The organism is Mannheimia sp., from assembly GCF_056854775.1.
In genome coordinates this window covers 1-24,954 of record NZ_JBXGGI010000116.1, presented here as the reverse complement: position 1 = coordinate 24,954, position 24,954 = coordinate 1, and the positions used below count along the sequence as shown (strand labels likewise).

Below are 24,954 nucleotides of genomic sequence, written 5' to 3'. Positions count from 1 at the left end.
CAAATAGGAAATCATTTTAAATTTATCACTATGGAGATATTCTATGGCATTGAATAACATTTTAGGTTTATTCGCCCAGTCCCCACTTAAGCCGTTACAAAAACACTCGAATAAAGTGGTAGAATGTAGCGAATTACTAGAATCTTTTTTTGAGGCTACTTTTGAACATAATTGGGAAAAAGCCTCTTTAGTTCGTGGTCAAATTGTTGATTTAGAACGTCGTGCAGACTCACTAAAACGTGAAATTCGCCTAAAACTTCCTCGTGGCTTATTTATGCCGTTAGAAAGAACGGATTTGTTAGAGCTAGTAACACAATTAGACAAACTTGCAAATTATTCAAGAGATATTTCTGGTCGCATTATCGGACGTCAGCTAGTTATTCCTGCGGAAATGCAACCACTATTCAAAAAATTCCTTTCTCGTAGTATTGATGCCAGCCGTCAAGTACGCAAAGTATTAGATGAAATGGATGAACTATTAGAAACCGGCTTTAGAGGTAGAGAGCTGGACTTCGTCAATAAGATGATTCTTGAACTCGACCAGATCGAAGACGACACTGATCAATACCAAATTACATTACGCCATACTCTGTTATCATTGGAAAAAACACTTAATCCGATTGATGTGATGTTCTTATACAAATGTATCGAACGTATCAGTATTTTAGCCGATCAAGCACAGCGAATCGGTTCTCGCATTGAATTGATGTTAGCTAAATCATAGGAAGTACAATGGAACTGATTAACAACTACGGTTTTATTATTGTTGTCATTACAGCCGTTTTTGGTTTTATTATGGCATTTGGTATTGGTGCAAATGACGTTGCAAATGCAATGGGAACTGCTGTTGGCTCTCGCACCATTACCGCAAAACAAGCAATCTATATTGCGTTAGTTTTCGAGTTTTTTGGAGCTTACCTTGCCGGTGGTGAAGTAGCTGAAACAATTAAAAGCGGTATTATTTCAACTGATGCTTTCATTGGTCGCCCGGATATTCTCATTCTAGGTATGATGTCAGCCCTTTTTGCTGCAGGTATCTGGTTAGTTGTAGCCTCACAAAAAGGTTGGCCGGTTTCAACTACTCACTCTATCATTGGTGCTATTGTTGGTTTTGCAGTTATCTCCGTTGGTATGGAAGCTGTTCAATGGTCTCAATTTGGCGGTATTGTAGGTAGCTGGTTTATTACGCCATTTATTGCTGGTATTGTTGCCTATCTTATCTTTGTGTCTACACAAAGAATGATTTTTGATACTGAAACCCCAATGGCAAATGCTGAGAAATATGCCCCTTATTATACAGCTCTAACAGTATTTATTATTTGTATTGTTACGCTAGAAAAAGGCTTAAAACACGTTGGTTTAGATCTTAGTGGTTTACAGACGGCTCTTCTTTCCGCTGCAATTTCTGTAGTTTGTGCCATTATTTGTGTGTTTTATCTTCGTAGTAATGCTTTCAAAGCAAGCTTAAAGGAAAACTCTACATTTAGCGGTGTAGAAAAAGTATTCAGCATTTTAATGCTGATTACTGCTTGTGCAATGGCTTTCGCACACGGTTCAAATGACGTTGCTAATGCTATCGGTCCTTTAGCTGCAGTGGTTTCTATTGTTGATCACGGCGGTGTAATTGAAGGAAAAACAGTTATGGCTCCTTGGGTTTTACCATTAGGTGCGGTAGGTATTGCAGTTGGTCTTGCGGTAATGGGTCATAAAGTAATGGGTACTATCGGCACAGGTATTACTGATTTAACACCAAGTCGTGGTTTTGCAGCTCAGTTTGCTTGTTCAGCTACAGTAGTACTTGCATCCGGTACAGGGCTTCCAATTTCTACAACGCAAACACTTGTAGGTGCAGTTATTGGTGTAGCTTTTGCACGAGGTATTGCGGCATTAAACCTGAGCGTAATTCGTAATATCATCGCATCTTGGGTAATTACTTTACCGGCAGGAGCATTGCTATCCATTGTGATTTACTATATCTTAAGTGCAATTTTTCATTAATCCACTTACTCATTTAAGGGGTAACTCTGCTTACCCCTTTTCTATTTTAAATTGCAAGGAGCATTATGAAAAAAACCGTTTATTTACTTGTAGGACTAATGTTCTGCACGGCACTCCCTACACTTGCTCAAACGCAATATATTAGCGAAAATCTTAATACCTATATGCGTAAAGGTGCAGGGGATAATTTTAGAATTTCCGGTGCAATCCAAGCAGGAGAAAAGGTAACGGTATTAGACAAAAAAGATCGTTATAGCTTAATTAGAGACACCCGAAACCGTGAAGGCTGGGTATTAAATTCTGATTTAAGTGATACCGCAAGCCCAAAAGAGCTTATTCCCCAGTTAAATCAACAGGTTCAAGACTTAACCAATCGCTTGAGCAAAATTGATACTGAATGGCAACAACGTACGGCGGAAATGCAGCGTAGAACGCAAGATGCCGTTCAAAAAAGTAGTGATTTAGTAGAAGAAAACGCTCAGTTAAAACGTGAATTGGAAATCTTAAAAAACAAAAACCGTGATTTAGAAACAATGCACGATTCTGAAAAGCGTGAAATTGTAATTCAATGGTTTATCTACGGTGGTGCTGTTTTAGGGGCTGGTTTACTACTCGGCTTACTTGTTCCATTCTTAATTCCTCGCCGAAAACGTAATAGTGGTGGTTGGGCTTAATAAAAAGATAAAAAGGATTTAGCTTAAAACTAAATCCTTTTTTCATTTCTATCTTACTGATAATTTCTCTAACTCAGTAAAATAGGTCGGGAAGGTTTTTGCCGTACAGTTTGGATCTAAAATCGTTACTGGTGTATTAGACAACGCAATTAATGAAAAACACATCGCCATTCGGTGATCGTTATAAGTTTCAATTTCTGCGTGTTGGAATTTATCCAATTCAAGAGGTTGAATACGGATAAAATCTTCACCTTCTTCAACAATTGCCCCGATTTTGCGTAATTCCGTAGCCATTGCAGTTAAACGGTCAGTCTCTTTTACCCGCCAATTGTAGATATTACGAATAACTGTTTCCCCTTCCGCAAATAAGGCAGTGGTAGCAATCGTCATTGCCGCATCAGGAATATGGTTCATATCCATATCCACACCTCTTAACGGGGCTTTCTCTGCTTGGATAAAATCCTCACCCCAAGTGATTTTTGCCCCCATTGCCTCTAATACATCAGCAAACAAGCGGTCGCCTTGTATTGATTTTTTACCAATGCCCGTAACCTTAACATTACCTTTAATCGCCCCGGCGGCTAAGAAATAAGAAGCAGAGGAGGCATCGCCTTCCACCAGATAATTGCCTTGTGGTGCGATATAGGTTTGATTGCCTTTTACTGAAAATATGTGATAATCACGGTTTTCAACGGTTATCCCAAAATCCTTCATCATTGATAGCGTAATATCAATATAAGGTTTTGATACCAGATCACCAATAATTTCAATTTCCATATCATTTTCAGCTAAAGGTGCAGACATCAATAATGCGGTTAAGAACTGGCTGGAAATTGAGCCATCAATTTGTACTTTTCCACCATTTAAACCACTATTTGTGATGGCTAATGGCGGATAGCCTTCATTTTCTAAATATTCTACTTCTGCCCCAACTTGGCGTAACGCATCAACTAAATGCTTGATTGGGCGTTCTTTCATTCGAGGCTCACCTGTTAAAATAATTTGAGCCCTATTCTCCCCTTTTAAGCACAACGCGGCAGCTAATGGTCGCATTGCCGTACCGGCATTCCCTAAAAAGAGCGATAAGCCATTTTGAGCTTGAAAAGCCCCACCAATGCCTTGTACTTCACAAACGGTTTTGTCTTCTGAAAGCTCATAATTTACACCTAAGGCTTTTAACGCATTAAGCATATGGCGAATATCATCGCTATCTAATAAATTGGTAACCCGTGTTGTGCCTTTAGCTAATGCTGCCAGTAATAATGCACGGTTAGAGAGGCTTTTTGAACCAGGTAAGTTAATTTCCCCTTCTACTCGGGAAATTGGATTTAATGTTAATTTTTCCATTTGTTTTTATAATTTGTAAAATTTTGATAAAAAGAAACCGCTTGTTAAGCCAACACTTTCAACAAAGCAGTAAAAAATCTGTCATTTTCTGCCGGCAACCCGATACTCACACGCAAATGATTTGGCATTCCATAGCCTGCAATCGGGCGAACAATCACGCCTTCACGCAATAATGCCTCATAAATTGGGGCTGCTGGGCGTTTAAAATCGATAGTGATGAAATTGCCCTTAGACGGAATATAGTCTAATCCGTTTGCTTGGCAAAATGCCTCAAAACGAGCCATTTCCAAGCGGTTATTTTTTGCTACTTTTTGTACAAAAGCATCATCATTCATCACTGCAATAGCAGAAGCTAGTGCAAGGCTGTTGCAGTTAAACGGTTGGCGAACACGATTTAATAAATCCGCAATTTCAGGATTGGACACCGCATAACCAATACGAAGTCCAGCTAAGCCGTAGGCTTTAGAAAGTGAGCGAGAAACAATTAAATTCGGATATTTTGCTGATAAGCCGAAAGAATCAATTCTTTCTTCTACAGCCGTAAATTCAGTATAAGCCTCATCTAGCACCACAATAATATTGCTTGGCACTTTTGCTAAGAAAGTCTCAATTTCAGCTTGCGTTAAGAAGTTACCTGTTGGATTATTTGGATTGGCAATAAAAATTAGCTTGGTTTTTTCGTTGATCGCCGCTAAAAAGCCCTCTAAATCGTGCCCCCAATTTTTAGCAGGAATTTCTCGAGCAACGGCATTAATAGCTTTTGTAACCAGTGGGTAAACAATAAACGCGTATTGTGAATAGATAATTTCATCTTTATCGCTGGCAAAGGTATGAGCAAATAGTTCTAATAAATCATTTGAACCATTACCTAAAGTAATTTGATTTGGCTGTAGGTTGAATTTTTTTGCGATAGTCGATTTAAGCTCAAACCCGTTTGAATCAGGGTAACGCGTTAAATCATCAAGTTGGTTGATAATCGCCTGTTTAGCACTTTCAGGGAAACCAAACGGATTTTCATTTGAAGCCAGTTTGATGATATTTTGAATGCCCAATTCACGTTCTAATTCCTCAATAGGCTTTCCTGCTTGATAAGGCGAAAGCGATTTCACCCCTTCATTGGCGATGTTGAAAAATTGCATAATAACCTCTGTTTTTCTTATTAAAATATCACGTGATTTTAGTAGAGAAAGGATTATTTTACCAGTAAAAGTTTTGTTACAACTGGAAAGAAATAAGTACAGATTAATGCTTTGCCTTATTGGTAAAAAATTAATGAAAAACGACCGCTTGTAAACAAAAAACCGAGAGCAAATTGCTCTCGGTTTTTTAACTTATCTATTAGTGCTCCGCTTTAGTATCAGCAAGGGAATCACCAATATTGTTATCCTTAGTTGGCTTATCATCTATGATGGAAGTAGTATCTGCTGCTTGCTCACCACTTGGTGGTGTTGCATTGTCATCTTTGGTTGGTGTATCACTCCAACCTGATGGTTCTCCAACCGGGCGACGAGCCATTAAGTCATCAATTTGTTTACTATCTAAGGTTTCGTATTTCAATAAGGCATCTTTCATTGCGTGTAAGATATCCATATTCTCTTCAAGCGTTTGTTTAGCACGTTGATAGTTTCTATCAATGATTTTACGCATTTCGGTATCAATAAGCTTTTGCGACTCTTCCGATACGCCTTTAATCGCCCCCATTCCGTCTTCATTTTGATAGAAGATCGGACCAAGCTCCTTCGAGAAACCCCATTGCGTTACCATTGCTCGTGCAATTTGGGTTGCACGATGGATATCAGAAGATGCCCCAGTGGTGATTTTATCTTCCCCGAAAATCAAACCTTCAGCGATACGACCTGCAAATAAAGTTGAAAGCTGACTTTCTAATTTGGTGAAGGTCTCACTTACACGGTCGCCTTCCGGCAAGAACTGTGCAAAACCGAGTGCTTGACCGCGAGGTACAATCGTTACTTTATTTAATGGATCGTGTTCCGGCATTAAATAACCGACAATAACGTGTCCTGCTTCGTGATAAGCTGTGTTGATAATCTCTTTTTCCGTCATCGTATTTGAACGACGTTCCGGACCCATATTAATTTTATCGCGAGCTTCTTCAAAATCTTCCATCGTTACTACACGCTTATTTTTACGTGCTGCGAACAAGGCTGCTTCATTCACTAAGTTTGCTAATTGAGCACCTGAATAACCCGGTGTACCACGAGCAATTTGCATTGGATCAACACCTTCTGCAAGCGGTACTTTTTTCAAGTGAACTTTCAAGATCTGCTCACGACCTTTTACATTCGGCAAATCAACCGTTACTTGGCGGTCAAAACGTCCCGGACGGGTTAAAGCATCATCAAGCACATCAGCACGGTTAGTGGCAGCGATGATAATCACACCTTCCGAACCTTCAAAACCGTCCATTTCTACTAGCATTTGGTTAAGTGTTTGCTCACGCTCATCGTGTCCGCCACTAAAGCCTGCTCCACCACGTTTACGACCTACTGCGTCAATCTCATCAATGAAAATAATACAAGGGGCATTTTTCTTCGCTTGGTCAAATAAATCACGCACACGCGAAGCACCCACACCAACGAACATTTCAACGAAATCCGAACCAGCCATCGTAAAGAACGGCACGCGAGCTTCACCGGCAATTGCTTTTGCCAATAAGGTTTTACCAGTTCCCGGAGGTCCAACCATTAAGATCCCTTTTGGGATACGTCCGCCTAGTTTTTGGAACTTGCTTGGATCACGCAAGAATTCAACGACTTCACCTACTTCTTCTTTCGCTTCATCGCAACCGGCAACATCAGAGAAACGGGTTTTGACTTCATCGGCTGTCAGCATTTTCGCTTTGCTTTTACCAAAGCCCATTGCACCTCGACCACCCCCGCCTTGCATTTGTCGCATATAGAAGATGTAGAAGCCGATCAATAGCAACATTGGGAACCACGAAATCAAGATTTGCGATAACAAACCACGACGCTCTGCCGGTTGCCCTGTAATCACCGCATTGGTTTTAGCCAAGTCCGCCATCAGATATTCATCATACATTGGCATTACGGTTTGGTAAGTTGCACCATCGTTCTTGGTAACCACAATAGTGTCGTCATTCTGTTTGAAATCGACCCCTTTTAAGCGATTTTCTTTAATATCACTCAAAAAAGTCGAATATGGCACAGTGTTTGAAGCTCCACCAAAATTAGAATTGAAGCCTTCGTAGGCAGTCATCATTACAATGGCAACCACCACCCAAAGCAAAATATTTTTAACCATATCGTTCAAGGTTAATCCCCTATCTTCTTAATAAAAACTGTTTAAGGTTACTATAAAAGCGGTTAAATTTCTTAACTTTTTTGCAAAATTTTAGCAAAAAACAACCGCTTGTGTGGTTTCTAACCTTTATAGCCTGTTGCAACTATATAAACTTCTCGAGAACGATCTCGTGAAGCTTCCGGTTTTCTGACTTTTACTACACTAAATAGCGAACGAATTTCTCTGAGATATTCATCAAATCCTTCGCCTTGAAACACTTTTACCACAAAACTACCTTTGGGTGCTAATACTTGACGACACATATCTAATGCTAATTCCACCAGATACATTGCACGAGGAATATCAACAGAAGGCATACCGCTAAAATTAGGTGCCATATCAGACATTACCACATCAACTTTTTCTTCCCCAACACGTTCTAATAACGCGTTCAGAACAGATTCTTCACGGAAATCGCCTTGTAAAAAATCAACCCCGACAATCGGGTTCATATCTAAAATATCGCAAGCAATAACTCTGCCTTTACTGCCAATTTGTGTAACCACATATTGCGACCAACCGCCTGGCGCCGCTCCTAAATCCACAACTGTCATACCCGGTTTAAATAAACGGTCAGTTTGTTGAATTTCATCTAATTTGAAATATGCACGTGAACGTAATTTTTGTTTATGTGCTTTTTGTACAAATTGATCTTTAAAATGTTCCGCAAGCCAGCGAGAGGAACTTGCACTACGTTTTCTACCCATTTTTCTTTTTGTTTAGTTAATCCAAGAATTAATAATAAGGTTTAAATTAACGAATTCAAGAGATAACGAAAAATTAATCTTCGTCAGCTCTTGAATATTAATATTTATTGTTCTTAAGGAACAATTACGGTAAATACATAAGTCGCTAAAATTATGAGTAACACAATACCATAAAGTATATTGGTTTGACCGTGATTAAGCGAAAGCATTGCCACAAAAGATGAAAGTGAAAGTAAGACCATTGATTTCCAGTCTAACCCTAACACCATATTGATGTCATATAATACGCAAACAATAGCTACTGCCGGAATAGTCAAGCCGATACTTGCTACCGCAGAACCTAGTGCAAGGTTTATGCTGGTTTGTAAACGGTTGCGGCGTGCTGCTGTTAATGCTGCTAATCCTTCCGGTAATAATACCACTGCTGCAATAATTACCCCAACTAAAGCCACCGGAGCCCCTGCACCTAACACCATTTGTTCAATAGATGGCGAGAGTGCTTTCGCTAGAAAGACAACAATACCTAAGCAAATAATTAAAAATAATAAACTTGTTAGTGCTACTTTCATTGAAGGTGGTTCTGCGTGATGCGATGGGTTGTCATCATCTTCAACTAAAAAATAATCACGGTGGCGAACCGTCTGAATTAAAATAAATGACGCATAAAGCACAATAGAGGCAATTGCGACAAAAATTAATTGGGATGAGCTATAAGTTGCACCATCTGTACTTGTGGTAAAGTTTGGTAATACTAAAGTGATCACTAAAATAACAACTAAAGTTACTAATGCTGTGCTGGCTGATTTTTGACTGAAAAATTGCTCACGATGCTTTAATCCACCAATTAATAAACAACCACCTAAAATACCGTTTAGAATGAGCATTATTGCCGCAAAAACGGTATCACGGGCTAAATAAGCGGTATTATCTCCACCAGCAACCATCAATGATACAATTAGCGATACCTCAAGCACGGTAATGGCTAATGCAAGAATAATAGTACCAAAAGGCTCGCCTACTTTATGTGCTACAACCTCTGCGTGATGAACCGCTGATAAAACACTCCCAATCAGAAAAGCACCTGCGACTAATTGCAAAACCAGGCTTTCTTTTATGCCGACAAAATAGATAATCCAAGCTGCAATAGGTAATAAAAGCGACCAAATAGGCAAAGGCTGATGACCTTTTTGTACTGTTGGCATAAATTCTCCTTAATATTAATTAGTTACGTACTCCATTTTGTCATTCTATCAAAAAGATTTTTAGTTGTAGAGAAATATAAGAAATAAGTAATACCTATTTATTCCACGATCCGCTAAATCTTCTCTTAAAAAATCATAAAACTCAGCCCAAACGGAATTTTTTGCTCCAATAAATGAAATTATTGAATAAAAAGAGTAAAATATCGCAAAAATCACGCTTTGGCATATCATTTAAATATCTTGCTAAAGTAACACATTAATTAAATAAGGATCTTTTATGACTCAACTGAGCGTTGTAATTTTAGCAGCGGGTAAAGGCACTCGTATGTATTCAGATTTACCAAAAGTGTTGCACCCGGTTGCCGGTAAACCGATGGTAAAACACGTTATTGATACTGCAAAACAGTTGGATGCCAAACAAATTCATTTAATTTACGGACACGGTGCGGATTTATTAAAAACACGCTTAAGTGAAGAGCCTGTAAACTGGGTATTCCAAGCCGATCAATTAGGCACAGGGCACGCAATGCAACAAGCTGCCCCATTTTTTGCTGATGATGAAAATATTGTGATGCTCTATGGCGATGCACCCTTGATTACTAAAGCTACCTTAGAACGCTTAATTGCAGCTAAGCCTGAAAACGGTATTGCACTATTAACTGTTGAATTGGAAAATCCGACCGGATACGGACGTATTATTCGTGAAAACGGCTCAGTAGTTGCTATTGTTGAACAAAAAGATGCAAGCGAAGAACAACTTAAAGTGAAAGAAGTAAACACCGGTGTAATGGTAGCAAGTGGTGCAAGTTTCAAAAAATGGTTGAAAAACCTCAATAATAACAACGCACAAGGCGAATATTACATTACTGATGTGATCGCAATGGCAAACCAAGACGGCTTCAAAGTACAAGCGGTTCAAGCCACTGAATTTATGGAAGTAGAAGGAGCAAATAACCGTTTACAACTTGCCGCATTAGAACGCTTCTACCAAAAACGCGAGGCAGAAAAATTATTGCTTGCAGGTGTTACGATTATCGACCCGACTCGCTTTGATATTCGCGGTACGGTAACTCACGGTAAAGATGTCTCTATTGATGTGAATGTAATTTTAGAAGGCGAAATCAAACTAGGCAATAACGTGAAAATCGGTGTCGGCTGCGTACTGAAAAATTGTGAAATTGGCGATAATGTGGAAATCAAACCTTATTCTGTGCTTGAAGATTCAGTAGTAGGTGCGAAATCCGCTATCGGTCCATTCTCTCGCTTACGCCCGGGTGCAGAATTAGCGGAAGAAACCCATATCGGCAACTTCGTTGAGATCAAAAAAGCCACTATCGGCAAAGGTTCTAAAGTGAACCACTTAACCTATGTGGGTGATGCGGAAGTAGGTAAAGATTGTAATATCGGTGCCGGTGTAATCACCTGTAACTACGATGGAGCGAACAAATTTAAAACCATTATCGGTGATAATGTATTTGTCGGTTCAGACAGCCAATTAGTTGCACCTATTACCATTGCCAGCGGCTCTACCATCGGTGCCGGAGCTACGGTAACCAAAGATGTCGGCGAAAACGAGCTTGTTATCAGCCGCGTGCCACAACGCCACATTCAAGGCTGGCAACGCCCAACCAAAAAGAAATAATACAAGCGGTTAAATTCTGCTGATTTTTTGCAAAAGCCTCTGTGAAAACAAGGCTTTATTTTTGTGTAAATAGAAAAGTAAGGGAGAACAAATTGTTCTCCCTTAATGACTATATTATTCCCACTCAATCGTTGCGGGTGGTTTACCTGAAACGTCATACACCACACGGGAAATACCGTTTACTTCGTTGATGATACGGTTGGAGATTTTACCTAATAAATCATAAGGCAAGTGAGCCCAATGTGCGGTCATAAAGTCGATGGTTTCAACAGCACGTAAGCTCACAACCCAGTCGTATTTACGTCCATCCCCCATTACGCCAACCGATTTCACCGGCAGGAATACAGTAAAGGCTTGGCTGACTTTGTAATACCAGCCTGAGTTGTATAACTCTTCGATAAAAATAGCATCGGCTTTACGCAGTAAATCACAGTACTCTTTCTTGATTTCACCAAGTACACGCACGCCTAAGCCCGGTCCTGGGAATGGGTGGCGGTTCAGCATTTCAGCCGGTAAGCCGAGTGCCAAGCCGATTTTACGTACTTCATCTTTAAATAATTCACGCAATGGTTCAACTAAGCCGAGTTTCATATAATCCGGCAAACCGCCCACATTGTGGTGCGATTTAATCACGTGTGCTTTACCTGTTTTGCTTGCGGCAGATTCGATTACATCAGGGTAGATTGTGCCTTGTGCTAACCATTTTACTGAGGTTAATTTTTTCGATTCATCATCGAACACGTCCACGAAAACTTTACCGATGGTTTTACGTTTTGCTTCCGGTTCGTCAATACCTTTTAACGCATCTAAGAAGCGATCTTCTGCATTTACTCGCACAATGTTTAAACCAAATTTATCGCCGAACATTTCCATTACTTGATCGCCTTCGTTTAAACGGAGCAAGCCGTTATCCACGAATACGCAGTGTAAGTTTTTGCCGATAGCACGGTGTAATAATAATGCCGTTACAGACGAATCTACTCCACCTGATAAACCTAAAATTACCTCATCATCGCCCACTTGCTCTTTAATACGAGCAACGGCATCTTCGATAATGTTTTCCGGTGTCCAGTTACGCTCACAGCCACAAATGCCTACCACAAAGTTGGTTAGAAGTTCTAAACCACTTTTTGTGTGTGTTACTTCAGGGTGGAACTGCACGCCATAGAAACGGCGACTTTCGTCCGACATTGCCGCAATCGGGCAAGTTGGTGTAACGCCAGTTACTTGGAAACCTGCAGGTAAACGCGTTACTTTATCACCGTGGCTCATCCAAACATCTAATTTTGGCTCACTAGCGGTTAAATCATCGTTTAATTTTGCAAATAGGTTATCGGTTGCTTGTAATGCCACAGATGCATAACCAAACTCACGGTGATCGGAGGTTTCGGTTAAGCCACCTAATTGCATCGCCATCGTCTGCATTCCGTAGCATATACCAAGCACAGGCACACCTGCATTGAATACATATTCAGGGGCACGAGGGCTGTTTTCTTCAGTGGTACTCTCAGGTCCTCCTGAAAGAATAATCCCCGTTGGATTAAATTCACGGATCTGTTCTTCCGTTACGTCCCAAGCCCAAAGCTCGCAATAAACCCCAATTTCACGCACACGACGGGCGATTAGTTGGGTATATTGTGAACCGAAGTCGAGGATTAAGATTTTATGGTGGTGGATATTTGTCATTTGAATTTCTCTTTATTTAATTAAATTTTTGCTTAATCCGTAGGGGCAACTTGTTGCCCCCTAGCTATTCGATATCGTTTGTTGCTTTTCTTTACATCAATCCCATTTTTTCACGGAATGCTTTGGTCAATGTTTGGTATTGCACCAACACATCAATCGCATTTGAACTATAACCGATTTCTTTTAATAAAGTTTCTAATTCGGATTGGCTTAATTGAGCCAAAGCATTTTCAGCAGGCAATAATGCCTCATTTAATTCTGCTGCGTTCATTATTTTTCCTTTTGGTTAGTAGTCAAGCGGTTAATTATCTCAAATTTTTTGCAAAATGCCCAAAATCTCATTCATATCCTTCCCCATATAATCCGCTAAACTTTGGTCGATTAGCATCCGTTTTTCTTCATAGCCAATTACGCTTAAGCCTGCGGTTTTTGCAGATTTCATTCCGTAGTAGGAATCTTCAATCGCTACCGCATTTTCAGGCTGCACACCTAATTTTTCGCAGGTGTAGCGGTAAATAGTTGGGTCTGGTTTGCTGTGTTCAAATTGTTCGCCGCTGACGATAAAATCAAATTCATCTTTAATGCCGCATACGGTCAAAATATTGTCAATATGCGATTTTGCTGATGAAGACGCCACCGCTAATTTGATATTGTTTTGCTTGGCGAAATCAATGATCTTTTGAATATCGGCTCGGAAAATGGTACGAAAATCTACCGTACTAAATAAGTTTTGGAAAAAGGCATAGTAGCGGCTGCGGATTTCTTCAATCGGCAAACTGGATTCACTTAATTTTTGCACAATTACCGGAATTTCTTTTAAACATTTCCCAACTACTTCGGATTGTTGCTCAAGTGTAATCGGGCGGTTGTGTTCTTTGAGATCTTCAATAAACTGTTTTTGCAGTGAAAACTCAAGATATTCGGTATCGACAATCACGCCGTCCATATCAAAAATGATAGCTTGGAGCATAGAGCCTCTCTTTACAAGCGGTTAATTTTTCGCAAAATATTACAATTATTTGTAGGGGCGAAATATTTTTCGCCCCTACAACATTAGCCCATACGGTAGTTTGGAGCTTCTTTGGTAATGGTAACATCGTGAACGTGTGATTCTTTAATACCAGCACCGCTGATGCGTACAAATTGAGCTTTAGTACGTAATTCTTCAATAGTTGCACAGCCAGTTAAGCCCATACAAGAACGTAATCCGCCCATTTGTTGATGGATAATTTCTTTTAATAAGCCTTTGTATGGAATACGCCCTTCAATGCCTTCCGGCACTAATTTGTCGGCGGCGTTATCTGATTGGAAATAGCGGTCGCTTGAGCCTTTGCTCATCGCACCTAAAGACCCCATTCCACGGTAAGATTTAAATGCTCTGCCTTGGTAAAGTTCGATTTCGCCCGGTGCTTCTTCCGTACCGGCGAACATAGAGCCAACCATAACACAGCTTGCACCGGCTGCAATCGCTTTAGAAATATCGCCTGAGTAACGAATACCACCGTCTGCAATTACAGGAATTCCACGCTCTTTTAATGCAGCTGCCGCATCGGCAATCGCAGTAATTTGTGGCACGCCCACGCCTGTTACGATACGAGTAGTACAAATTGAACCCGGACCAATCCCCACTTTCACTGCACTTGCACCGGCATCCGCTAACGCAATTGCTCCTTCAGCCGTTGCTACGTTACCTGCCACAATCGGGAGATCTGGATATTTTGCACGGGTTTCTCGCACACGTTGTAAAACACCTTCTGAATGACCGTGTGAAGAGTCAATTAACAACACATCTACACCTGCTTTCACTAAGGCATCAATACGCTCTTCATTGCCCGGACCAGCACCGACTGCTGCCCCAACACGCAAACGTCCTAATTCGTCTTTACACGCATTCGGTTTGCTTTCGGCTTTTTGGTAATCTTTTAAGGTGATCATCCCTTTTAATTTGAAGTCATCACTCACCACTAATACTTTTTCAACACGGTGTTCGTGCATTAAATGAAAAATTTCATCACGGCTTGCACCTTCTTTTACCGTAACTAAACGCTCTTTTGGCGTCATAAATTCACGCACGGTTTTGCTTAAATCGCTCACAAAGCGAGTATCACGCCCGGTGATAATTCCCACTAAATTTTGGTTTTCATCCACCACCGGATAACCTGCAAAACCATTTTGTTTCACGATATTCGCTAATTCAGCAAGGGTAATATCAGGTGAAACGGTTACCGGCTCAGAGACGATACCGCTTTCAAATTTTTTCACTTTACGCACTCGATCAGCCTGGCGTTCAATCGACATATTTTTATGAATAAAACCAATGCCGCCTTCTTGGGCTAACGAGATCGCTAATTTGGTTTCGGTTACTGTATCCATCGCAGCAGATAACATTGGAATGTTTAAGCGAATGGTTTTAGTTAATTGAGTTGAAAGATCGGCTGTGTTTGGAAGCACTGTGGAGTGTGCTGGGACGAGAAGAACATCATCAAAAGTGAGTGCTTCTTGTTTGATACGTAACATTGCAATAATTCCTTAAAAAGTGATTAAAATGAAAAAACTGTATTGGAAAATTGCGAGCGGATTATACAGATAAAAATGTAAGTTGTAAACTTTCTAGGCAAACGTTTTCGTTATTTGTAAATAAAATAAACAAGCGGTTAGATTTCTCTTATTTTTTGCAAAAAAATGAGGAAATCTAACCGCTTGTAACCAAAAGGACATATTGCTACGTCCTTCCTTTGTATTAAGTTTTACGCTTCTTTTGTGGTTGGAAAATATTTTTCCTCATCAAATTCACGTAAAGGTTTGTGCTCCTGACCTAAGAAGGTGTAAATCACAGGCAGTACAAACAGGGTAAATAGTGTTCCAATCGCAAGACCTGCCACAATGACCATTCCCATACTGAAACGGGCAATCGCACCTGCACCTACCGCAAATAATAGCGGAATTAAGCCTGCAATCATCGCTGCTGTTGTCATCATAATCGGACGTAAACGAATGGTTGCCGCATAAACAATAGCATCATAGCGAGATTTGCCGTGATTTAATTGCTCTTCTTTTGCCACTTCACACATCAAGATACCGTGTTTGGTGATTAAGCCAACAAGCGTAATCAAGCCCACTTGCGAGTAGATGTTGAGCGTGTAGCCTGCCGTCCAAATACTATTGGCAAATGCCATCATATCTTTAGAGCCTGTGCCGGCGGCAATTCCCATAAACAGTCCTTTCATTGCTGATGGAATGTTCATAACCAGTAATGCTCCACTTACTGCCAATGGAACAGAAACTAAGATTACTAGTGGATCACGCCAAGACTCAAACTGAATTGCCAGTACGATATAGATAATCACAACCGCAAGTGCAAATGTCATTGCCATTGCATTACCTTCTTGAATAAATTGACGAGACTCACCTCTAAAATCGTACTGATAACCAGTAGGTAAAGTGCGATCTAATTCTGCTTTCGCCCAATTTACGGCATCACCGATAGAACCGGATACTACACCGCCAATTGTCGCAGAGTTTAACTGGCTCATACGAGGTAATGAAGATGGTGAGGTAGTTAATTCCATTGTAACAAATGAACCTAACGGAATAGACTCTCCAGTTGCAGTCGTAACATAGTAGTTCATTAAATCTTCAGGATTTAAACGGTCGTTACGTACTGCTTGCGATACAATTGGATAAGCACGAGAGTCAATATCGACACGGGTAATAATTGCACCCGATAAGAATGCCCCTAATGTACCACTTACTTGCTGCATCGTTACGCCATAAGCCCCCATTTTTTCACGGTCGAATTTCATATTCATCGTTGCCGTGTCAAATTTTAGGTCTAGGTTCGCAAAGAAGAACTGCCCAGATGCCTGTGCTTTTTTCAAGAACTCGGAAGCCACTACCGCTAATTTTTCATAGCTGTCTGCAGTTGTAATCACAAGTGAGAACGGTAAGCCGTTTTCGCCTGTTGAGATCTCAGGGAAAGCAATCGCATTTACGTCCATTGCAACTACTTTTTTCCCTAGAGCTGCAATTTCGTTTGAAATTTCTGCACGCTCACGAGTACGATCATTCCAATCTTTTAATGCGATAATCGATAATGCACTATTACCACCATTGAACCCTGAGATCGTCATAACCGATGAAACTTCAGAGACTTTAGATACTTCCTCAGTAAACGGAGCTAAGGCTGCTTCTGTATAATCTAAATTTGTATTAGATGGACCATTCGAAATCCCTACAACGAAACCGCGATCTTCTGTTGGAGCAACTTCACTTGAAAGTGAGGTAAATAAGAACGGTAGGCTTGCAAAAATCAATACTGCAAAGAACAGCATAAAACCACGAACTGCCATTACCGCACTTAGCATATTGGTGTAGCAGCTTGTCATTTTATCTAGCGAGCGATGAACAAAGCGTGCAAAACGAGATTCTTCACCTTCTTTATGCTCTTTTAACACTCGGCTAGACATCATCGGTGAAAGCGTAAGAGCTGCAATTCCTGAAATAAATACCGCACCGGCAAGAGTTAAAGCAAACTCTTTGAAAAGTGTACCTGTTACCCCTGTCATTAATGCCATTGGGGAATATACTGCTGCTAATGTAATTGTCATTGAAATTACCGGTAAGGCAATTTCACGCGTACCAATAATTGCTGCATCAAATGGCGTTTTACCTTCTTTAACGTGGCGTTCTACGTTTTCAAGTACTACGATCGCATCATCTACAACTAAACCAATCGCTAATACTAACGCAAGTAAGGTTAGAAGATTGATTGAGAAGCCAAACATTTGAAGTAGGAACAATGCCCCGATAAGTGAAATCGGAATGGTAATAACGGGTACAATCATTGCACGAAGCGAACCTAAGAATAGGATAATCACAACTAATACAATAACGGTTGCTTCTAAAATAGTACGAATCACTTCATTGATTGAGCTATCAATCGCAATGGTTTTATCATAAACGATATCCCCTTGAATGCTATCCGGTAAGTTTCTCACGACCTGATCAAACATTGGGTAAATATCTTTTGCTACAGTCAATGAGTTAGCTGTAGCTGCAACTGAAACCGCTAAAACCACCGCTTCTTTGCCACTTACTGTTGCACGAGCAGCATCACTAGCTTTATCTAATTCTACGGTGGCAATATCTTTGAGTTTAATTGTTCTACCATCTGGTGTCGTTGAAACGGTAACTTGTTCTAGCTCTTGAACAGAAGGCGTTGTTGATAAAACTTTGTTTTTATATACCGTATAATAACCGTTAGCATTACCGGCTGCAGTTTGTAAGTTATTAGCACTTAATGCCGATAAAACCGCTGAGCCCGATAGCTTATTGCTCGCCATTTTATCCGGATCTAACCAAATGCGTAAGCCAAAAGTTGAACCATACACATCTACGCTTGAAACACCATTTACGGTAAAGAATTGCGGTTTAACCACACGGTTCAGGTAATCGGTTACTTGTGCCGTATTTAATTCATCAGACACAAATCGAATATACATTAACGCATCATTAGAACCGGTCGAAACTCTGATAGACGGGTCATCAATACCTCTCGGTAAATTAGAACGTACCGCATTCACTTTTGCCGAAATGTCTGAAAGTGCTGCATTCGGATCGGTATTTAACTTCATTTTCGCAGTAACTGTTGTCGTACTTGGCGAGCTTGATGAAGTCATATAGTCGATATTATCCGCTTGAGCGACCGCCTCTTCTAACTGTGAGGTAACAAGAGCTTGCATTAAACCGGCATCAGCACCTGAATAGTTCACGCTTACCGTTACAATAGAAACAGTCATCTCCGGATATTCACGCACCTGCAATTTTTCAATCGATTGTAAGCCTAAAATCGTAATGAGTAAGCTAATACAAACGGCTAAAACAGGGCGTTTAATAAAGATGTCAGTAAATTTCACTTACTACTCCATTAAAGTTTGCTGTTTTTTGCTGGTGTGCTAATACCAACGGCTTCAATATCAGACACTTTTACTAACGAGTTATTACTCAAACGTTGTAATCCACCCGTTACAATTAAATCACCGGCTTTCACACCTTTAACTAATTGCGAATAATTACCTCTGCGGTCAGCGGTTTTCACTTCCGCTTGTTTTGCACGGTACATTTTATTTACATCTAAACTTGGATTTTGTGCTGCCATTTTATTAACCTTCTCTTTATCTTCCTCAGATAAAGGCTGCAACACATAAACCGTTTCACCATACATTGTATAAGCTACCGCAATTTGTGGCACAACAACCTGCTCTGTTTGAGTTGGTAACGCTACATTTAAACGTGCAAACATACCTGAAAGCAATTTTTCTTGCCCTTCCTCAATCACCGCTTCAACATTCATTAAACCTGTTAAACGATCAACGGCAGGATCAATTGCCACAATACGAGCAGGGAAAGTTTGTGCAGGTAACGCATCAATCTCTGCTGTTACTTTTTGACCAACCGAAACTTGCTCAACATTAGTTTGTGGAAGGGTAAAACGTACTTTCATAGAAGATTGATCTTCAACACGCACAATTTCAGTTCCCATTGTGATGTATTGTCCTACGTTTACATTCACAATACCCGCCACACCACTAAATGGGGCATAGATTTGACGACGTTTGATAATTGAACGTAATGACTCAATATTCGCCAATAGTTGGTTATAGGTTGATTGAGCATTATCAAATTCTGCTTTTGAAGCACTGTTCGATGCAATCAAATTGCGATAACGTTCAAAATTGGCTTTAGCTGTTGACAGCTGGGCTTCTGAAGCTCTTAAATTAGCGAGTTCGACGCTGCTGTCAAATTCAACTAAAAGATCACCTTTTTTCACACGCTGACCTGATGTAACCAGCACACGGCTTACCACACCTGAAGTTTCAGCACTCAACATCGCCCCTTGATTTGGGCGAATATAACCAACTGCTGAAATTGTGGGTGTCCATTCTTGTGTAGTAACCTGCATTGCCGTTACTTCACTAACAGATTCAGGCATATTTGCCGCAGCTTCTGTTTTTTTCATCGCCCCGATTTTTTGTAATCCTACGATTGCAGCAAATACAATCAATACAATTAACAATGTGAGTACAATTAAAAACTTTCTGCCTTTGCCCGGCTTCTGCGTTTCCGTTGTCATACATTCTCCGTAAATAAATAAAAAATAAACCTAAAAAGTAATTGCTTTCCAAGTGCGTAAAATAATCTCATCAAGATATGCTTCAAAATTACTGTCTTGATTGAGCTTTTGTAGATACTTAATATCTACCAATGTACCAATACTTAACGCATAGAGTAATTCATTTGGTAAATCTACAATTATTTTTTGCTTCTTACCTTTAAAAATTAACTTATTCCAAAATGAATTTTCATCTGCAATGGTTTCCCGAATTAGCTCATCAATTCCAACAACTGCCTGAAATTGTTTTACCAACTCCAATCGTTCTGTTAAAAACTGCCATTTCTTTTGCATCAATGCTTGATATTGCTGAAACAAGTCCATTTCAGAGATAAACTCAAAAGACAAGTAATTGTTATAACATTCAAGCAATTGAGTTGCTAACCCGTGCAATAAATCATCTTTTGTTTTAAAGTAAAGATACAATGTACCCGAAGCAATACCTGCTTCTTTGGCAATATTACGCATTGAAAGGTTTTGTAAACCCTCATCTACGATTAGCTTTTCAGTGGCTGATAAGATACGATTTACCATCTCTTCTTTTGGCTCGATCCGCCTAGACATTTGATCTCCTAGCCTATAATGAACGGTCGTTCATTTTAGCCATTTTTAGGAAAAAAGAAAGCAGAAAAATCATAAAAATGATGAAAATGATGAATAAATTCATTGAAAAAATTAAATTTTTTTGAACAAGCGGTCGGATTTCGTCAAAACTTTGCAAAAATCAGCCAAACAATAAGTCTGAATGCTACTTTCTGCCTATTTTTATGCTACTATTGAAATATATCTTTAATATATCTTTTATCTATTTATGGCAACAAAATCTAAATATCATACAAAGCAATTTGATGCATTATTAGCCGATCTTATTGTAACTATTGAAAAGCACAAAGCTCCCGTTGATTTATCTTTAATGGCATTAGGTAATATGGTAACGAATATTTTAAGCGAAAATATTCAAAACCCCTCGCAGCGTGAAGCTCTCGCAGAAGCTTTTGCAGACGCACTAAAACAATCATTAAAAGCTAAATAACAATTATGTTTAAACGCCTACACGCTTTATTGCCGGCAAACTCCCGCCAATATCGGGATGCCACCTCACAGAAAATAACGTGGGGACACTGGTTTGCACTATTTAATATTGTGTTAGCGTTACTCATTTCGTCTCGTTATGCATTTAATGCAGACTGGCCAAATACTCTTGTCGGCAAACTTTACTTTTTTGTCAGCTTATTTGGGCATTTCAGTTTTGTCGTTTTTGCGGCTTTTCTACTAATTTTGTTTCCACTCAGTTTCATCATTAAAAATGACCGTACCTATCGAGGGCTTTCGGTTATTCTTGCCACAATCGGGCAAACTGTTTTATTAGTTGATACTGAAGTCTTTAAGCAATTTTCTTTGCATTTATCACCGCTTGTATGGGATTTATTAGTCAATCCCGAAGAAGGTGAACTTACCCGAAAATGGCAACTATTATTTGTGCCAATGCCACTGATTTTATTAGCAGAAATGATTTACTCTCGTTGGTGTTGGCAGAAGCTGCGTAGCTTCAGTCGCCAAAAATGGGGAAAATATGTTGCGTTATTTTTCTTAGTAAGCTTTACTGCCACCCATTTAATCTATGCGTGGGCTGATATGAATGCTTATCGCCCGATTACCGCCCAAAAAGCGAATTATCCGTTGTCTCACCCGATGACCGCTCGTAACTTTTTAGAAAAACACGGATTTATTGATAGAGCGGAATTAGATCAAGAAATTGAAGAAAGCGGGCGTTTAGATACCTTTTTCTTAAATTATCCTAAGGCTTCTTTAGTCCCAACTCAGCAATCAAATACAAATATTTTATTAATTAATCTCTCAGGTTTGGCTAAAGAGATGATTAATGCTGAAAATATGCCTTATCTCTCCGAAGTCAGTCAGCACTCTTATCGCTTTATGAACCACTATAGCAGTGGCGATAACCATTCAGCAGGTGCGTTAGGGTTATTTTATAGTTTAAGTGGGAAATATTTAGATTCTGTATTGGCAGATAAAACCGTTTCACCATTAATTCAAGTTTTCAAAAAATCGAATTATCAGCTAGGGCTTTTCTCCCATAACGGATTTGCTGATCCGATTTATCATCAAGCTATTTTCTCTGGTATTTTATTACCTACAGCACATAGCAATGTTGGGGCAATTTCACAATGGAAAAGTTGGATTAGCAGTCGTTCGCTGGATAATCCGTTTTTTAGTTATTTGGATTTAAGTGTGCCATCAGCAGCATCTAGTCAAGATCAACAAAAACTATTCGATCTGCAATTCGCTGAAATTTGGCAACACTTAACGCAAAATGCATTATTAGGTAATACGTTGGTTATGATTACTTCTGATACTACCAACAATGACTCAACCGATGAAAATCCGTTTGCGAAGAAACACATTCAAGTTCCAATGCTATTTTATTGGCAAGGCGAAAGTAAAGAGTACAATTTCCTCTCAAGCCATTTAGATATTATGCCAACGTTATTAAGTGGCTTCTTTAAAGTGCAAAATCCGCTTAGCGATTATGCACAAGGTATTGATTTAAGTACCCAGAGCCAACGCCTGTGGGTATCTAGCTCTAACCATAAATGGAATGTGGCAATAATGCCAAATGGCGAGCAATACCATATTGATCGCAAAGGGAATTTCAAACATTTCAATGCAAATGGAGAAATAGAGAAGGACACTCGCCCACCACTTGCTTTGTTCTTGCAAATGATTCAGCAAAGCAATCAGTTTATTGAGAAATAAAAATAAACAAGCAGTCATATTTTCCGAAAAATTTGCAAAAATTAAAGAAAATATGACCGCTTGTTGCTTTATTATCTAGCCGTTCTATATCTTAACGTAATAAAGATAAACCATAAAATAGCGATAAAAGCTAAGCCTCCACCGACAAATCCTATGTTAGGCAAGCCGAGCTGATTGATGGTAATTCCACCCAGTAATGCTCCTGTGCCAATGCCTAAATTATAAGTTCCGGAAAAAATCGCAGCTGCAACATCCGTGGCATCAGGAGCGAGTTCGAGTACTTTCATTTGTAGTGCAATACTCATCCCAGTAATACCAATGCCCCATACAAATGCTAATACGAACATTGCCATCGTAGAACCGCTTAGTAGTAATAAACTTAACTGGCTTAACATAATAATGCCAATGCCACCTAAAATAAATTTATTCGGGGCTTTACCGTATAGTTTGCCGAATAAGAAACTGGCTGTAATACCCGCTAAGCCAAAGACTAATAAAATTAATGTGGTCGTTTTCGGGCTAATAGCACTAATTTGAACCATAAATGGCTCAATATAGCTGTAAGCCGTAAAGTGTCCGGAAACAATCAGTATAACTAGCAGGAAAATACCTACTAGCAATGGACGTTTAAATAAAATCGGCAAACTTTTTATTGAGCCTGCATTTTTACTTGGTAAATAAGGCAACAATCGCCAGAGCATTATTACCACAATAAAAGCAATAACACCAATGATGCTAAAGGTTGCTCGCCAGCCTAATGCTTGCCCGATCATTCGCCCAAGAGGTAAACCTAAAATCATCGCTAGTGAACTTCCTAGTGCCAGCATACCGAGTGCTTGTCTTTTCTTGTCTTTCGGGGCAACACGAATAACCAATGAGGCGGTAATCGACCAAAAAATGGCGTGAGACACTGCAATAATGATACGAGAAATTAATAACACCCAGAAATTCCACGCAATAACCGACAAAATATGGCTAAGAGTAAAGAGAGTAAAAAGCAGGATAAGTAATTTTTTTCTTTCCATTTTTGCTGTCAGCAACATCAATGGCAACGATAATCCAAATACCACCCAAGCATATACCGTAATCATAATACCTGTGCTAGAGGTTTCCATTTGAAAACTCGCAGCAATATCTGACAGCAAGGCAATAGGGATAAATTCTGTTGTAATAACAATAAATGCCGCAAAGGCGAGGGTAAATACTCTTAGGAAAGATAATTTCCGTTGAGCTTTTCGAGCAAGTTTCATATACAAAAATCCGAGAAAAGTAAAAACCCAAAAGCTGAAAGAGCTTTTGGGTGTATGAAAAATAAGAATCGCTTTCTAAGTTTTACTTAGCGAAACCTTTTAAGCCCACTACGTGAACATACTCTTGGTTATTAGCGATCTTACGCACTAATTTATAAGTTGTACCACGTTCAGGGCTGATGTTTTCAGGAGCCGCAATTAAGAGCTGCATATCCAAACGCTCACACAATTCAAAGAGTGTGTTGATGGAAGTTGCATCTAAACGAGCCGCCTCATCTAAGAAGAGCAAACGAGCCGGCAGAATATCTTTCGCACGCATACGGCGAGCCTCTTCTTCCCAGCTTTGCACCACCATTAAGAGAATCGACATACCTGTACCGATTGCCTCACCGGTGGATAACGCACTACTTTCTGCACGCATCCAGCCATCTGCCCCACGGAAGGTTTCCACTTCTAAATCGAGGTAGTTGCGGTAATCTAACAACTCTTCGCCAATCGTTTGTGGTGTACGCTGCCCCATTTCGATATGCGGATTCACACGTTTATAAAGCATTGCCAACGCCTCTGAGAAACTGAGTTTTTGGCTGTCAAATAGATCTTTATGCTCTTCACGGTTATTCGATAACGCATTGAGTAAAATGGCGTGCGTATCACGAATATTCACCACCAAACGCACTCCTTTCACCTGACCGAAGGCGATATTTTGTAGCCCTTGGTTCAGTTGAAGAATACGGTTTTGCTCACGTTGAATCGTTTTGCGTAAAATATTTGCCACCGATTCCGCACTGATCGCTAATTTCTTCTCACGACCGGTTAGCTCATTCGTTAAGCGAGAAAGCTCAATTTCCATCTGCTCAATCGCATCAATCGGGTCGTCTGTTTTGATAATATCCTGACGAATACGCTCACGCAGATGTTGGTAAACCGCAATAAAGAACGCCACTTTGTTCTCCGGCTTACGGCTATCTTCCGATGCTCGCAAGCTGTCACGCAAGTATTCATTATCCGCCACCGCTGTACGCAATGCACCTAAGGCTTTATCGGAAATAGAACGTAACTCTTCTGCCGATTGATAAGCTAATTCACGGCGATTGAGGCGTTTTTCCACATCACTGTTGCGAGATAAACGTTGAACAATACACCAACTCGCTTTTGCCTGTACCACTAATGCACGTTGTGCT

The 24,954-nt window shown here is 39.9% G+C and carries 20 protein-coding genes; 6 read left to right on the top strand and 14 right to left on the bottom strand.

Features of this window, described 5'->3' with window-relative positions:
* Positions 1–43 precede the first annotated feature (43 nt).
* The 3 genes from ACJHV0_RS08420 (at position 44) to ACJHV0_RS08410 (ending at position 2,672) form a co-directional block, all read left to right on the top strand.
* Positions 44–724, top strand: coding sequence for a TIGR00153 family protein (locus tag ACJHV0_RS08420; protein WP_334236323.1), 681 nt, complete (start codon positions 44–46; stop codon positions 722–724).
* 8 nt (positions 725–732) lie between these two features.
* Entirely contained in the window at positions 733–1,998 is a 1,266-nt protein-coding gene (locus ACJHV0_RS08415) for an inorganic phosphate transporter (RefSeq protein ID WP_483133912.1), read from the top strand.
* Between the two features lie 98 nt (positions 1,999–2,096).
* Positions 2,097–2,672 (top strand): TIGR04211 family SH3 domain-containing protein, encoded by a 576-nt coding sequence (locus ACJHV0_RS08410; protein ID WP_483133923.1) that lies wholly within the window; start codon positions 2,097–2,099, stop codon positions 2,670–2,672.
* 48 nt (positions 2,673–2,720) lie between these two features.
* On the opposite strand, the gene aroA is transcribed toward ACJHV0_RS08410, so the two are convergent.
* The 5 genes from aroA to ACJHV0_RS08385 form a co-directional block, all read right to left on the bottom strand.
* Positions 2,721–4,019 (bottom strand): 3-phosphoshikimate 1-carboxyvinyltransferase, encoded by a 1,299-nt coding sequence (gene aroA / locus ACJHV0_RS08405; protein ID WP_483133911.1) that lies wholly within the window; start codon positions 4,017–4,019, stop codon positions 2,721–2,723.
* A 44-nt stretch (positions 4,020–4,063) separates the two neighbouring features.
* Positions 4,064–5,158 carry a histidinol-phosphate transaminase gene (gene hisC, locus ACJHV0_RS08400; protein WP_483133910.1) on the bottom strand — a complete coding sequence of 365 codons (1,095 nt, stop codon included), beginning with the start codon at positions 5,156–5,158 and terminating at the stop codon, positions 4,064–4,066.
* Positions 5,159–5,357: 199 nt separating this feature from the next.
* Positions 5,358–7,301 carry an ATP-dependent zinc metalloprotease FtsH gene (gene ftsH, locus ACJHV0_RS08395; RefSeq protein ID WP_038644139.1) on the bottom strand — a complete coding sequence of 648 codons (1,944 nt, stop codon included), beginning with the start codon at positions 7,299–7,301 and terminating at the stop codon, positions 5,358–5,360.
* A gap of 119 nt (positions 7,302–7,420) precedes the next feature.
* Positions 7,421–8,047, bottom strand: a complete 627-nt coding sequence (rlmE, locus tag ACJHV0_RS08390; protein ID WP_025236107.1) for a 23S rRNA (uridine(2552)-2'-O)-methyltransferase RlmE — start codon at positions 8,045–8,047, stop codon at positions 7,421–7,423.
* Between the two features lie 113 nt (positions 8,048–8,160).
* On the bottom strand, positions 8,161–9,249 hold the full coding sequence (locus ACJHV0_RS08385) for a calcium:cation antiporter (RefSeq protein WP_483133909.1): 1,089 nt from the start codon (positions 9,247–9,249) through the stop codon (positions 8,161–8,163).
* 277 nt (positions 9,250–9,526) lie between these two features.
* Here ACJHV0_RS08385 and glmU point away from each other — a divergent pair, with 277 nt between their 5' ends.
* The gene (glmU, locus tag ACJHV0_RS08380; protein ID WP_483133908.1) at positions 9,527–10,891 is read left to right on the top strand and encodes a bifunctional UDP-N-acetylglucosamine diphosphorylase/glucosamine-1-phosphate N-acetyltransferase GlmU; all 1,365 of its coding nucleotides are present in this window, start codon (positions 9,527–9,529) and stop codon (positions 10,889–10,891) included.
* Positions 10,892–11,005: 114 nt separating this feature from the next.
* Here glmU and guaA read toward each other — a convergent pair whose 3' ends face one another.
* The 7 genes from guaA to ACJHV0_RS08345 form a co-directional block, all read right to left on the bottom strand.
* Positions 11,006–12,577 (bottom strand): glutamine-hydrolyzing GMP synthase, encoded by a 1,572-nt coding sequence (guaA, locus tag ACJHV0_RS08375; RefSeq protein ID WP_334234626.1) that lies wholly within the window; start codon positions 12,575–12,577, stop codon positions 11,006–11,008.
* A 91-nt stretch (positions 12,578–12,668) separates the two neighbouring features.
* Entirely contained in the window at positions 12,669–12,848 is a 180-nt protein-coding gene (locus tag ACJHV0_RS08370) for a hypothetical protein (protein ID WP_025342666.1), read from the bottom strand.
* Positions 12,849–12,887: 39 nt separating this feature from the next.
* A complete protein-coding gene (locus tag ACJHV0_RS08365) occupies positions 12,888–13,547 on the bottom strand; it encodes an HAD family hydrolase (RefSeq protein WP_483133907.1) in 660 nt (219 codons plus the stop codon).
* An 83-nt stretch (positions 13,548–13,630) separates the two neighbouring features.
* On the bottom strand, positions 13,631–15,094 hold the full coding sequence (gene guaB, locus ACJHV0_RS08360) for an IMP dehydrogenase (protein WP_283385800.1): 1,464 nt from the start codon (positions 15,092–15,094) through the stop codon (positions 13,631–13,633).
* Positions 15,095–15,324: 230 nt separating this feature from the next.
* Positions 15,325–18,492: an efflux RND transporter permease subunit gene (locus ACJHV0_RS08355; protein ID WP_025236114.1), complete on the bottom strand. Its 3,168-nt coding sequence runs from the start codon at positions 18,490–18,492 to the stop codon at positions 15,325–15,327.
* Between the two features lie 11 nt (positions 18,493–18,503).
* Positions 18,504–19,709, bottom strand: a complete 1,206-nt coding sequence (locus tag ACJHV0_RS08350) for an efflux RND transporter periplasmic adaptor subunit (protein ID WP_025236115.1) — start codon at positions 19,707–19,709, stop codon at positions 18,504–18,506.
* 30 nt (positions 19,710–19,739) lie between these two features.
* On the bottom strand, positions 19,740–20,312 hold the full coding sequence (locus ACJHV0_RS08345; protein WP_483133906.1) for a TetR/AcrR family transcriptional regulator: 573 nt from the start codon (positions 20,310–20,312) through the stop codon (positions 19,740–19,742).
* Between the two features lie 247 nt (positions 20,313–20,559).
* On the opposite strand from ACJHV0_RS08345, the gene ACJHV0_RS08340 reads away from it, so the two are divergent.
* Both ACJHV0_RS08340 and ACJHV0_RS08335 read left to right on the top strand, forming a co-directional pair.
* A complete protein-coding gene (locus ACJHV0_RS08340; RefSeq protein ID WP_025236117.1) occupies positions 20,560–20,781 on the top strand; it encodes a YejL family protein in 222 nt (73 codons plus the stop codon).
* A gap of 5 nt (positions 20,782–20,786) precedes the next feature.
* Positions 20,787–22,523 carry a DUF3413 domain-containing protein gene (locus ACJHV0_RS08335; protein ID WP_483133905.1) on the top strand — a complete coding sequence of 579 codons (1,737 nt, stop codon included), beginning with the start codon at positions 20,787–20,789 and terminating at the stop codon, positions 22,521–22,523.
* 71 nt (positions 22,524–22,594) lie between these two features.
* On the opposite strand, the gene ACJHV0_RS08330 is transcribed toward ACJHV0_RS08335, so the two are convergent.
* Complete coding sequence (locus tag ACJHV0_RS08330) at positions 22,595–23,773, bottom strand: sugar transporter (protein WP_483133904.1); 1,179 nt, start codon at positions 23,771–23,773, stop codon at positions 22,595–22,597.
* Between the two features lie 82 nt (positions 23,774–23,855).
* The coding region (mukB, locus tag ACJHV0_RS08325) for a chromosome partition protein MukB (RefSeq protein ID WP_483133903.1) at positions 23,856–24,954 on the bottom strand (1,099 nt) is incomplete at its 5' end.